The organism is Pseudoalteromonas sp. S1610, from assembly GCF_005887465.1.
In the GTDB taxonomy this organism is placed as follows: Bacteria; Pseudomonadota; Gammaproteobacteria; order Enterobacterales; family Alteromonadaceae; genus Pseudoalteromonas; species Pseudoalteromonas undina.
The window spans coordinates 98,887-111,896 of the sequence record NZ_PNDI01000011.1; the positions used below are offsets into that span (position 1 = coordinate 98,887).

Here is a 13,010-nt window from a genome sequence, read left to right on the forward strand (position 1 = left end):
TATGATTGATAAAAACATAAATAATAAAAAATATTGCATCCAATATCCTGTTCTGGCCGTTGCTTAATGACATCTAATTAAAGAATAATGATTTAAAGGACTTTAAGCGTGAAGAAACTAGCATTTATAACATTAGGAATTTTACCGTTTAGTTATGCACAAGCAAGCATAGAGAAATTAACCGTTTACGGACACAGAGATAGCCTAATTGGCGAGTCTATTAGTGCCTCAAGCGGTATTATTGGGCAAGGCGAGATTCAACAACGTCCTATGTTAAGAAGTGCAGAATTGTTGGAACTGATCCCAGGTATGGCAGTAACTCAACATAGTGGCTCAGGAAAAGCGAATCAATACTTTATAAGGGGCTTTAATTTAGATCACGGAACAGATTTCGCCACTAATATTGATGGTATGCCAATAAATTTACCTAGCCATGGGCACGGTCAAGGCTATACCGATTTAAATTTTATTATTCCAGAATCTATATCAAGCATTAATTATCAGAAAGGATCTTATAGCGCTACCCAAGGAGACTTTTCATCAGCTGGGAGCGCAAATTTTAATCTTATAGATACACTAACTCATCAACAAGTAAGTCTTAGTATTGGAGAAGATAACTACAAGCGAGCCACAGTACTCGCTTCAACTGATGTTACAAAAGGTAAACTAATGGCCGCAGCTGAGTGGCAAGGATACTCCGGTCCATGGGATGATATTAATGAAGCTGTTAATAAAAAAAACGCACTCCTTCGATATGTTGGCAAAGCATTTAATGGCGATTTTACCCTCAGTGCTATGGCCTATGACAACAGCTGGAATTCAGCTGACCAAATCCCTAAGCGCGCAGTTTCTCAAGGGTTAATTTCTCAGCTTGGCTCTTTAGATACGTCATTAGGTGGTAATTCTAGCCGCTATAGTTTATCGACCGTTTGGCAAGGTGAAAACCTAAAGGTAAATGCATACGCAATAAGTTATGACTTAGATTTATACTCAAATTTTAGCTATTTTTTAAATGATCCTGTTAATGGCGATCAATTTAACCAAAAAGACAGTCGTAAAGTATATGGTGGCGAATTTAATTATCAGTTTGATGCCAAAATGCTAGCTATTAACATGCAACATACGGCAGGGTTAGCACTTCATCATACCAACATTGATAACGTTGGCTTATATAACACAAAAAAAAGAAAGCGATTATCTACAGTAAGACAAGACGATTTAAATCAAACTAGTTACTCAGCCCATTGGGGATCAAAGCTTTTTTTAAGTACCAATCTAGAAGCAAGCTTAGGTATTCGATACGACTACTACAACGTTGATGTTAATAGCAATATTTCAGCTAATTCGGGTAGTCAAAACGATGATTTAGTGAGTTTAAAAGCTAGTTTAAACTACCAATTTACCGATTTAGTAGCCGCCTATGCTAATTGGGGTCAGTCATTTCATTCAAATGATGCTCGTGGAGCAACAATTAATGTAGACCCTGTTACATTAGATAAATCAGAGCAAGTAGATTTACTGGTAAAAAGTGAAGGCGCTGAAATTGGTTTAAGGTTTGCTGAACCAAAAACATTTAACTTATCGGCTGCATTATGGTGGTTAAACCTCGACTCAGAACTTCTATTTGTTGGCGATGCAGGTAATACAGAGCCTAGTGATGCCTCTGAGCGCTATGGTATAGAAATGAGCGCCTATTATTGGGTTAATAATAGTTTTAGTCTTGATGCTGAAGCATCATTTACCCACTCTCGTTTAAGCATAAATAATGTCAAAAACTATATAGAAGGTGCAGTACCCGTTGTCGCAAGCGCTGGCTTAAATTGGCATTTAACAGAACAATGGCAGTCATCGTTACGTATTCGCCATATAGGTAAACGCACATTAACAAGCGACGGAGAAAAACGCTCGGAGCCATTAACCGTAGTTAATAGCTCTATAAGTTATCAGCAAACTCATTGGCAAGTAGAGTTTAAGTTACTGAATTTATTTAACAGCAGAGACCATGATATTGATTATTATTATTCATCGCGCTTACCTAATGAGCCCATTGATGGCGTTGAAGATAATCACTTTCACCCTATAGAGCCAAGAACTGCCCGATTAAGTTTTAGCTTATTATTTTAAATTCCGCCTCTGACAATAAAAACGAATGAAAATGATTTATAGAGCGAAAATAACAGAAAAAAGTAACTATATCGTTGTTATTTGCTGTTTCACCGTATCCTACTTAACTACAGTAGGCTAAATAAGGTAAAACACCCCTTTAAATTATTCTTGGGTTAAAAAATGAAACGTATTATAAAAGCCTCTTCAATCGCGCTTGCACTGGGTATGTGTATTAATGCACAAGCAGCAGACTTTAACTTTTCTACAAAAGTAGACAGCGACGCAAACACGCTGGTTGTATTTTATAGCCAAGATGGCAGCAACAGCCAATTTAAAACACTTGATAAACAATTCGATGGCCAATTACAACGTGTTATCGATATAGAAAACTTTACTGGCGATTACGCAAAAGTCGCGCAACTTGTCGCGCCAAGTAAAAGTAACTACAGCCGTATTTTAGTTGTAGGTACAGGTAAAGCTGACGAATTAAATAAAGCAAAAGCGGCTAAGTTAGGTGGCAATATTCATGCTCGCCTAGTTAAAGCTAAAGCAGGCACAGCCAGCGTTATTTTTGATGATGTAACGGGTGCAAACGATAACGCTGCACTTGCTGCTAATTTTGCCCATGGTGCAAACCTACGCGATCACCGTTTTGAAAACTACAAAAAAGAACCAAGCACTGAAACAGTTAGCTATACGTTTGATGTTGATAACACCAAGCAAACTCGCAAGCTTTACAGCCAATTAGAGAGTATTCAAGCAGGTGTATTTTTAGCACGCGATTTAACCTCAGAAGTGGCTACAGAAATGACACCGGTTGATTTTGCCAATGCAGCAAAAGAATTAGCGTCGTTAGGGGTTACTATCAAAGTGTTAGAGCCTAAAGAACTAAAAGAGCTAGGCATGGGCGCATTAGAAGCTGTAGGTAGAGGTAGCCAGCAAGGTGCACGTTTAGTAGTTGCTCATTATAAAGGTTCTGACGCTGCCCCTATTGCCCTTGTTGGTAAAGGTATTACGTTCGACTCAGGTGGTTATAGCATTAAAACCGGTGCGTCTATTGCACGTATGAAATCAGACATGGCCGGTGCTGCTGCAGTGCTTGGTACTGTAAAAGCAATGGCGTTAGCAAAAGCCGATAAAAACGTGGTAGCCGTTATGGGCATGGCAGCTAATATGGTATCGCAATTTGCTGTAGCTCCTGGCGATGTTGTTCGCACTGCTGAAGGCTTAAGTGTAGAAATTTTAAATACCGATGCTGAAGGTCGTTTAGTACTAAGTGATGCAATGTGGTATGCACGTGAGCACTACAAACCAGAGATCATGATTGATGTTGCAACCTTAACGGGTTCTAAAATTCGTGCTGTTGGTAATGAATACGCAGCGGTATTCTCTGATGATGACACGCTAGTATCGCAACTTACCCTTGCAGGTAAACAAGTAAACGAAAACCTATGGCGCTTACCATTAGGTTATAAAGATATGTTGAAGTCTGACATTGCTGATATAACAAATGTAGGTTCAGGTGGCCCTGGTGCAACCACAGCCGCTACTTTCTTAGAGCATTTTGCTGGCGATACCCGTTGGGTGCATATCGATATTGCAGGTAATGCCTTAGTGAAAAAAGGTAAAGATGAGCTTTCACCAGGGGGAACGGGGTTTGGTGTTCGCTTATTAAGCGAATGGTTATTAGCTAACTAATTGTTTATTAATACTAATAAAAGCGCCAAAGTAGGTTTACTACTTTGGCGCTTTTTGTACGAAAACAGTTTTATAGAGCTCAATACATCACTATTAATAAATCCTTAAAAGTGTGTTTATTATTTGATTTTGTTTGATTTATAATCAAAGATAGAAGGAACAATTAGTAACGAGGTCAAAGGAATGAAAATAACCTACCTGCTCTACAGCATTTTTTATTTAAGCATTTGTTTTCTTTTCTATTTTGAACAGCTCTCCACCATTGCTGCAGCAATTATAGTGCTGTTATCTGCAATTTTTTATATAAAACCAGCAAAATCTGAATCAGCAAATAACAATTCGTCACTAGGTGCCGTGCAGTCGTTCAATAACAAAATTGCACAAAACATTACCAAAGCCACCTCAAAAAATGCCATAGGCGCAGCTGAAGTGTCATTTTATGTTGATAGCTTATCTAAAGAAATAGACGCTTGTTATAACGAGAGTGAAACTGTCGGGCGTGCCACACACGAGCTTTCACAAAATAGTACTGAACTCAGTGACAGCATGACCACTATTAATCAAGCAATGGTACAAACAGCGCAAGCCTCAAGCTCTGCCGATAGCCGCTTACAAACGGCCACCAGCCAAATTGATTCGTTATCAGGCTCTATAGATAAAGTCGCCCAGCAATTAGATTTATTATTAAAAAGTGCCAGTGATATACAAAGCATTACCCAAGTTATTCAAAACATTGCAGAGCAAACCAATCTACTTGCTTTAAATGCAGCCATAGAGGCCGCTCGTGCAGGTGAGCAAGGTCGTGGTTTTGCGGTTGTTGCCGACGAAGTGCGTAACCTTGCAAATAAAACCAATGAAGCAACCAAACAAATTGCTGACATGCTCACAGACATTAACGCCAACAGTATAAAAACCAATGAAGATATGAAGCAGGTTTCACTGCAAAGTATTTCTGTAAAATCAGAGCTTGAAAACGTGACTCAATCCTTTTTAACAATTAACCAAGATATTGGTGCCTCATCTACCGCGCTTGATAGTATGCATCAGCCTGTTTCTGCATTTCAGCATGCAACCACACAAATAAATAGCTCAGTCACTAGCATCAGTAGTTTATTGGGCGAAGTTACTAAAAAAGGCAGTACAATTTCTCAGCAAGCGTCTTCTTTATCGTTGGGATCAGAATCAATATTTAGAGAGCTTGAAAACATAGAGTATGACGCATTCTTTAAACCAATGCTGATATCGGCTAAACACGCCAGTAAAGCAATTGGCGAATGTTTTGAGGGTTGGATCCAAAGCGGAAAAATAACCCAGCAACAACTTTTTTCGCAAAACTATAAACCCATCGAGAATACTAATCCAACCAAGTACACAACCGATTACGATAAACTTACAGATCAATCACTGCCGGCTATTCAAGAACCAATTCTGGAAAATAAAGACATAATTTTTGCAGGAGCCGTTGATACTAAGGGCTACTTTCCTACTCATAACAAACGCTATAGCCAAGCCCTAACCGGTAACTTTGAAAAAGATTTAGTAAACAACCGTACTAAACGTATTTTTAATGACCCGACAGGAATTCGCTGTGGTAGCCACACCGAAAGCTTTTTATTACAAACCTATAAACGTGATACCGGTGAAATACTGCATGACCTCTCGGTGCCAATTTATGTAAACGGTAAACATTGGGGCGGGTTTAGAATTGGGTTTAAAAGTACAAATCATTAATTAATATAAAAAGGGAGACACATGGTCTCCCTTTTTATAGATGATGTGTTTATTTTTTAGAAAACAGCATACGTTTAAAGGTGTTATCAGCCAAAATGTAATGATGAAATAATGCAGCCGCCGCATGTAAGCCTATTACGTAATAACCAACTTCGCCCGCTGTTATGTGTATTTCTTTAATGGTTTTACCCAGCTCTTTGTTTTCACTTGCCAATGGAGGCAACTCTAAACCAAAAAACGGGATGGGTTCACCTGCTAAACTCAAAATTAACCAACCAGCTATAGGCATAGCAAACATAAACACATACAGCGCAGTATGAACAAATGTAGCTAACTTATTTTGCCATTTCGCAGGCTCAGGTTGTATAGCAGGTGCTGCACCACCCACTAAACGCGCAACTACCCTCACGCTTACTAAAGCTAAAACCGATAAACCCAACATAAAATGCCACATTTTAAAGGCATCACGGGTTTCAGTGCCTTTATCAAATAATTCACGAAGTTCAATACTACCGTACACAGTCACAATTAAAATAAACATCAACCAATGCAAAGCAACAGAGAGTGTATTGTAATGAGTATCTGTATTTTTAAAATTCATAATACCTCCTAATAAACGCATTAAAGTTAAAAGCTCACTTATGCGTATGAGTACATGTTTAAAGGTTAACCTTTAATCACTCACTGCTTAATGATCTAAAACATAAAATGAGTTACTAAGTCAGTTCAATGGTTTAATGATTCTGGAATTTAAGTATTAGTTACATAACTGAGCAAGCTTAAAATAAACTTAAATAGTCGACATAAAAAAACGGCAACCTTAAGTTACCGTTTTAAAAATCAACGTGTGTTTAAAAGTAATAAACCGCTAAAATTAAATGAATTTCTAGATCGTCAATCTTTGTATGCTAACCAATGCTTGTACAGTTCGCTCTTTGATGTCTGAAGTCAAGATTTTACCCCTTTGGTTTTTTGCTAACCAATGCTTAGACAGCTCGCTCTTTTGATGTATGAAGTCAAGATTTTACCCCTTTGGATTCCGCAACGTGATATACACTCGTAGTACTTTGTATCAACCAAACTTACTTGACGCTTTCTTGCGATTGCCATAACTGACCCAGCTTGTTTTCACACTGGTGAAAGCCTAGTACTTAGTTCGCCAAACTGTAAAAATTAAAGTGGGTGTCTAGTTTGTTTAGCGACGAAGGAGCAAAAACCAACTGCTTTTTGTCCTTGCTTAACAGCTTGTTAGGTTTCGTGAGCCAGCACAAGCATGTCGGGGCTATTAATAAATTCCCAAGCTAATTGTCTCAGAAGGCATGGCCACATTTCGCTAAAATTAGTTTGAATTTCATTTCCCACTTTAATAGTAATACCAGCTTTACCTTGTTGTAATTTTTGATATTTTTGAGGTAACTTATCTACATGAGCTCCGCCATCTTTATTGGCGGCTATTAATACGAAGTCTTTTCTAGAAAAAGCACCCACCTCGGGCATTGCGAAAACTATTTCATTCCACCATTTATCAATATTAACTTCATTATCATAAGCTATCCTATGCATATTAGGAGTTACACGATTCTTGTTTCCTGTGGTCATAATACCTGTTAAAGAAAAACCAAAGCTTTTGACACCATCAATGGAAGAGGAAGCTGTAGATCTGATTTTTGAAACCTCTTTTTTCTCCATTAATGTAAATAAAGAAGTGGAGTTTTTTGTATCATGTATTAGAACTCTTAAACATGTAGCGATCCGAACTGCCTCATTTGTTTTGCCAAGGTCAAACAGCGCGGATGAATTCTCAATAAATTCGTATTGCTTTTTAAAATGATGTATCAATGACATAAGAAACCTAACGCCGCGCTCACCGGTAAATAAGGAGCGCAGCGAGTAATTTATCCGTGTGCAGCGCTTTGTTATAGCTCTTCATCTTCGTACTCGCTTCTCCAATCAGGTTCGACTTCACCAAAGTCTGCATGCCCAATAGTTTCTAGTACTTCAATTTCAGTAACTTCAATATCGTCAAAGTCTTGGGAAAAATCGCCAGTTAAAGTTAATAATATATCGGTATGATAAGACTCAGTAGTAGTGCAGACATTTCCACCCATGCCAACATAATCTTTATCAATTGAATCTCTTACAGAGAAATCAAAACTCGCCTCGACTTCCACTTCGACCGTAGCACCCACTTTGAGAACTATTGCTTCGTCATTAATGCTTACAACCCTAACTTTAACTAAACCTTCTTGATCGTTATCCAGTTCATGAGAGATATAGGTTGCGGACGTATCGTCCCATTCAAAGTGCATATATGAACTTGCTTCAATCCAAATATCGTATCCATCAATGCTATTTATGATTGCCTGTTCGATTTCTTCCAACACATGGTTGTTGTCATCAAGCAGAGAGTCTTCTCTGATATGAGCGATAATACTTGCAACTTTGTTGTGCGGCTGAAACTTCTCAAGCGCCTCAGCTAAAGAAGATACCAACGTGATTCTATCTGAATTTTCAGAATAGTTTTTCCAGCCTTTGTCTTGACTGACAGCGACAACATTTATGTCATTTTCATCCGCCCAACCTTCAAGAGCTAATAATGCAATAGCGTCTGGAAATTCATTTTTTTTATCTTTTCCCGTTTCAAAAGGAGCTTCAGTAGCGAAATACATCTCCATTAATTTAGAAATATCCGCATATTCTTCGGAAGCAATTTTCTCAGCCCCAATATATTCATAATATTTTTCTAGACGCGCTTCTGCAATTTCAGCCTCACTCCCATCAATTGATAGCAACGCTCTTGCATTATCGATAACATCGGATTTTATTTTTAACTGTTTATTCGCTGACCGAAGCACTTGCTCTATCGAAGAGCGAGTTTTTGATATCTCTTGCCCTATATGCTTAATGGCTTCATTGTGAATGATATCTGTTTGAAGGACTTGTACGGGGCTTTCTTTAAATTGTCTCATCTGAGCAAGCAAGCCCTCATAGAACTTATATCCTTCACCCTTGAAGGTCGCGTTATCAATGGTGATTGCACCAAAATCTAATTCTATTTCTTCCATAAAACCTTCAAATTTAGCAATGTACTATTTGAGCTATAACAATTTTGTCTACGACACTTGTCGTTTTATAAACCGACAAATGTCCATATATTTCAATGCATTTATCTTAACCATCAAATAAACACCTGTAAACAATTAGTTAACTACGTCTAATTTTTTACAAATAAAAAAACACCAAAATGGTGGAGATCAGTAATATTGGACAAAACAACATATACTGTCGATGTACAGTCATATTTTCACGAGATTCATATCATGAAATCACCTTTTTTAACTATGATAGCCAAACAAATGTATCTAAAACGTTATGCTAAAAGTACCATTAAAGCGTATTTATACTGGATTGCTTCATTTATTCGTTTTAACTCTATGAGGCACCAAACAACGATGGGAGCCAATGAAGTCGATCAATTAGTCAACCAACAAAATGTTGCTCCTAACACCCAAACACTAGCCTTAAATGCGTTGAGCTTTTTATTTAAAGAAGCGATTAAAAAGCCACTTTCATTATCATTAGGTTTTTTTTAAGAGCAAACGAGCAACTAAACTACCGGTAGTTTTAACGCAACAAGAAATAAATAATTTTTTAAAGTGTGCTCTGCGAAGCATTATTTACCCTGTGGATTACATTATGGTATCGGTATACGCTTAATGGAGGTACTGCGTTTAAGGGTACATCAGACCTTTTTCAAGATTATAAATGTCCGACTTTAAAAAAAAGCACAACCCAAAAGGCTGTGCTTTTTAATCAACTAACACTCATACGTTTATAAATATTAGTTTACAAACGTATGCCGCCGTCTATCTCTACTACACGGCCAGTAAAAAAGTCGTTTTCGATAATATACTGAGCAGTATGAGCAATTTCAGCGGTTTCACCTAAGCGCCCTACTGGTGTTACAGCAAGCATGCGCTGTTTGGCTTCTGGCTTCATTACATCGGTCATTGCGGTGCTAATAACACCTGGGGCAATAGCGCCAACGCGAATACCAAAACGGCCGAGCTCTTTAGCCCATGTAGTGGTTAGTGCCACAACACCCGCTTTTGAAGCAGCATAGTTAGTTTGGCCAATATTACCAGCACGCGCTACGCTCGACATGTTTACAATTACGCCGCCTTTGCCTGATTCAATCATGTGGCTAGCCGCTTCGCGCCCTGCTAAAAATACGCCTGTTAGGTTAACGTCAATCACTGATTGAAATTGATCAAGCGACATTTTTTTTACCACTTTGCCATCTTTGGCTTTTATAAACATGCCATCGCGTAAAATGCCGGCGTTATTAATTAATACCCCAATGTGACCAAAGTCACTGTTAATGGTATTAAATACGTCTTCAACTTCGCTCTCTACCGTTACATTAGCGCTGTAGCCTTTAATAGTGCCTGTTACGCCTGCTAATGCAGATAGCTGCTCGGTTGCTTCATTTAACTGGGCTTGTGCCATATCAATTAAGGCAATATTAGCGCCCATTAAGGCAAACTTTTGCGCCATTGCAAAACCTAAGCCTTGTGCGCCACCGGTAATAACTACGGTATTATTTTTTATTTCCACAATACTTTCCTACTTCGAAAACAATTTAAAAATGGCACTAAAATCATCACTGCCTGCACCTTGGTGCTGCATCATAGTGTATAAATTTTTAGCCATTGAGCCCATTGGCGTCAGTGAATTACTCTGCTGCGCCGCCTCCATAGCAAGGCCTAAGTCTTTAGCCATTAAATCGACCATAAAGCCAGGTTTATAGTCGTTACTAGCTGGTGCGGTTTCCATAACACCTGGGCAGGGATTATAAAGTTCTAACGTCCAGTTACGACCCGAGCTTGCGCTCATTATGTCGCTGAGTACTTTTGCATCGAGACCGTTATTAATGCCCATTTGAATGGCTTCACTGGTGCCTGCCATTAAAATACTCAACAGCATATTGTTACATATTTTAGCAACTTGCCCTGCGCCAATATCACCAGCATGGAATATGTTTTTACCCATATCGACTAATACAGTATTCGCTTTATCGAATGCAGCTTGCTCACCACCCACAATAAAGGTTAACGTGCCCGCTGTTGCGCCTGCTACACCACCCGATACAGGTGCATCAACAAACGCAATACCTTGCTCGCTTAGGGCATGGCCTACATCACGAGCCGATTGTGCATCTATGGTTGAACAATCAATCACTAAGGTACTTTTACTCAGTACTTTAATTAAACCCGATTGCTCGTCTGTGCCTAAATAAAGTGATTTAACATGTTTGCTTGCCGGTAGCATGCTAATTAGCACATCAGCCTCGTGCGCACAGTCACTTGCGCTTTGCGCCGCACTAGCCCCATGATTCACAAGCTCTTTAACGGCTTCTGCACTTAAGTCAAAAACGCGCACACTGTGGCCTGCTTTAACTAAGTTTGCTGCCATTGGGCCGCCCATGTTACCTAAACCAATAAATCCTATATTAAGTTTACTCATCGCTTTACCCTTGTAAATTTAGTTGTGAAAAGTACGGCTCTAGCGGATGTTGCTCGCCAAAGCGATTTGCAAAAAAGCTATCTACTACTTCGCTTGGCACATTAGCTAAGGTTTTAAATTGCCACTGTGGTGTACCGTCTTTATCAATTAGTAAGGCACGTACACCTTCTTGAAACTCGCCCACTTCGCCAGCACGAACCGACATGCCTAATTCCATTTTAAAACACTCAGCTAAGTTTTTGCCTTTGCTGTGTTTAAGCTGCTCACTCACTAAAGCACAACTTAATGGACAACCATGCGCCAACGATTTTTTTGCACGTTGTAGCCATTTATCATCTGTGGTTAGATTTAAAATGTAATCGACCTGCTGCTGTAACGTGTCAAACTCGCCTAACTTTTGAATTAGCGATAAGTTAGCTTTTAAATTGCCTTTAGGCATACGGCTAGAGTTGTTATCTAACTCAATAAGCAAGTTACTTAGCTTGTCGTGGTTTAAACTTGCTGTTTTACCCCATTTAGTATTGAGTAACGTTTCAACAAGCTCTGGGTATTTATCGGCATTTACAAAGTGGTCGGCAAGCGATACAAGCTTAGCGTCTTCACAATTAATTGATGCCGAGGTAAGCCCTAAAAACAAACCAACATGGGCGGGCATTTTATGTAAAAAATAACTGCCACCTACATCAGGGTAAAGACCAATGGTTTGCTCTGGCATGGCAATGCGTGATGTTTCGGTAACAACACGATGACTGGCACCGGCCATTAAACCTAAACCGCCGCCCATTACAATACCGTTACCCCACACTAAAATGGGTTTGTTGTAACAATGAATAAGGTAATCTAGCTGATACTCTTGAGTAAAAAATTCTTCAACCAGTGACGTTGGTTTACCTTCGCTCATGGCTTTGTGCAAACTCACTACATCGCCACCAGCGCAAAACGCTTTTTCACCTGCGCCTTTAAGAACCACTAATGCAATGTTATCGTCTTTGTCCCATTGCTGTAGTTGCGGCTCGAGTAAGCTGATCATCTCAAAATTTAACGCGTTTAATGACTTAGGCGCGTTAAGCGTAGCAAAACCAATGAGTCGGCCATTGTCTGTGGTTGCCGTTTCAAATACCACGGCAGCATCAGCTGAATTTAAACGGGTTAATTCACTCATTAGCCATTCACCCAATTAGCTTTGCGTTTTTCTAAAAAGGCGTTCACGCCCTCTTGCTGATCTTCGGTATCAAATAAACCAACAAACAGTTCACGTTCCAGTGGCAATGCATTTGCCATTGGCTGATGACGCCCTTTTTGAATCAATGTTTTACATGCAGCAACCGACGATGGGCTTTGCTCTGCCACTTGGTTTGCTAGTTTTAGTGCTGCAGCAAAGCTTTCACCTTGTGCAACTACTTCTTCCACTAAGCCAATTTGCAGCGCTTTATCGGCTTTTAAGCGCTCACCGCATAAAATCATGCGTTTTGCCCAGCCTTCACCCACTAACCATGCTAAGTTTTGCGTTCCACCAGCACAGGGTAATAAACCCACTTTTGCTTCAGGCAATGCCATTTGTGCTTGCTCTTCTGCAATACGAATATCACAAGCAAGCGCTACTTCAAGCCCGCCACCCATTGCATAACCATTAATGGCTGCAACCGACACGCCTCTAAAATTAGTTAGCGCTTCAAACGCTTCACCAAATACACATGACATATCTGCGGCTACACCTTTATCGCCACCTGCAAATACATTTAGGTCGGCACCGGCGCTAAAAAACTTTTCGCCTTCACCAGTCAGTACTAATGCATAAATATTTTTATTGGTGTTGAGCTGATTAACTGTGTCTTTAAGCGCCACTAAGGTGTCTTTCGTCCAGGTATTCGCTGGCGGATTCGACATAGTTAAAATAGCTACATGGCCTTCAATAGTTAACTCAATGCTAGGATTTGACATACTAATCT

General features: G+C 39.4%; 11 protein-coding genes and 1 pseudogene. 4 read left to right on the forward strand and 8 right to left on the reverse strand.

Annotated features, from left to right (window positions below; translation table 11 throughout):
- The first annotated feature begins 108 nt into the window (after nucleotides 1–108).
- The 3 genes from CWB77_RS06895 to CWB77_RS06905 all read left to right on the forward strand — a co-directional run bounded on the left by CWB77_RS06895 (nucleotide 109) and on the right by CWB77_RS06905 (nucleotide 5,535).
- Nucleotides 109–2,124 (forward strand): TonB-dependent receptor, encoded by a 2,016-nt coding sequence (locus tag CWB77_RS06895; protein WP_138622038.1) that lies wholly within the window; start codon nucleotides 109–111, stop codon nucleotides 2,122–2,124.
- 162 nt (nucleotides 2,125–2,286) lie between these two features.
- A complete protein-coding gene (locus CWB77_RS06900; RefSeq protein ID WP_109874657.1) occupies nucleotides 2,287–3,804 on the forward strand; it encodes a leucyl aminopeptidase in 1,518 nt (505 codons plus the stop codon).
- Between the two features lie 183 nt (nucleotides 3,805–3,987).
- A complete protein-coding gene (locus CWB77_RS06905) occupies nucleotides 3,988–5,535 on the forward strand; it encodes a methyl-accepting chemotaxis protein (RefSeq protein WP_138622040.1) in 1,548 nt (515 codons plus the stop codon).
- 49 nt (nucleotides 5,536–5,584) lie between these two features.
- Here the strand turns inward: CWB77_RS06905 and CWB77_RS06910 are convergent, their stop codons facing one another.
- The 4 genes and pseudogenes from CWB77_RS06910 to CWB77_RS06925 all read right to left on the reverse strand — a co-directional run bounded on the left by CWB77_RS06910 (nucleotide 5,585) and on the right by CWB77_RS06925 (nucleotide 8,600).
- Nucleotides 5,585–6,136 carry a cytochrome b gene (locus CWB77_RS06910; RefSeq protein WP_138622042.1) on the reverse strand — a complete coding sequence of 184 codons (552 nt, stop codon included), beginning with the start codon at nucleotides 6,134–6,136 and terminating at the stop codon, nucleotides 5,585–5,587.
- 440 nt (nucleotides 6,137–6,576) lie between these two features.
- Nucleotides 6,577–6,645, reverse strand: a pseudogene (locus tag CWB77_RS06915) (Mobile element protein); the annotation flags it as partial.
- A gap of 138 nt (nucleotides 6,646–6,783) precedes the next feature.
- Complete coding sequence (locus CWB77_RS06920) at nucleotides 6,784–7,380, reverse strand: hypothetical protein (RefSeq protein ID WP_109874660.1); 597 nt, start codon at nucleotides 7,378–7,380, stop codon at nucleotides 6,784–6,786.
- Between the two features lie 71 nt (nucleotides 7,381–7,451).
- On the reverse strand, nucleotides 7,452–8,600 hold the full coding sequence (locus CWB77_RS06925; protein ID WP_138622044.1) for a PIN domain-containing protein: 1,149 nt from the start codon (nucleotides 8,598–8,600) through the stop codon (nucleotides 7,452–7,454).
- 255 nt (nucleotides 8,601–8,855) lie between these two features.
- Between CWB77_RS06925 and CWB77_RS18600 the strand changes: the two genes are divergently transcribed.
- Entirely contained in the window at nucleotides 8,856–9,128 is a 273-nt protein-coding gene (locus tag CWB77_RS18600) for a site-specific integrase (RefSeq protein WP_249931428.1), read from the forward strand.
- A gap of 253 nt (nucleotides 9,129–9,381) precedes the next feature.
- Here the strand turns inward: CWB77_RS18600 and CWB77_RS06935 are convergent, their stop codons facing one another.
- Genes CWB77_RS06935 through CWB77_RS06950 form a run of 4 tightly spaced genes read right to left on the reverse strand, consistent with a single transcriptional unit; the run spans nucleotide 9,382 to nucleotide 13,002 of the window.
- The gene (locus tag CWB77_RS06935) at nucleotides 9,382–10,152 is read right to left on the reverse strand and encodes an SDR family oxidoreductase (protein WP_008114682.1); all 771 of its coding nucleotides are present in this window, start codon (nucleotides 10,150–10,152) and stop codon (nucleotides 9,382–9,384) included.
- Nucleotides 10,153–10,161: 9 nt separating this feature from the next.
- Nucleotides 10,162–11,061, reverse strand: coding sequence for a 3-hydroxyisobutyrate dehydrogenase (mmsB, locus tag CWB77_RS06940; RefSeq protein ID WP_013464907.1), 900 nt, complete (start codon nucleotides 11,059–11,061; stop codon nucleotides 10,162–10,164).
- Between the two features lie 4 nt (nucleotides 11,062–11,065).
- Entirely contained in the window at nucleotides 11,066–12,223 is a 1,158-nt protein-coding gene (locus CWB77_RS06945; RefSeq protein ID WP_138622046.1) for an enoyl-CoA hydratase/isomerase family protein, read from the reverse strand.
- Entirely contained in the window at nucleotides 12,223–13,002 is a 780-nt protein-coding gene (locus tag CWB77_RS06950; RefSeq protein WP_008114687.1) for an enoyl-CoA hydratase, read from the reverse strand. Before CWB77_RS06950 ends, CWB77_RS06945 begins: the two co-directional genes overlap by 1 nt.
- Nucleotides 13,003–13,010: the final 8 nt, after the last annotated feature.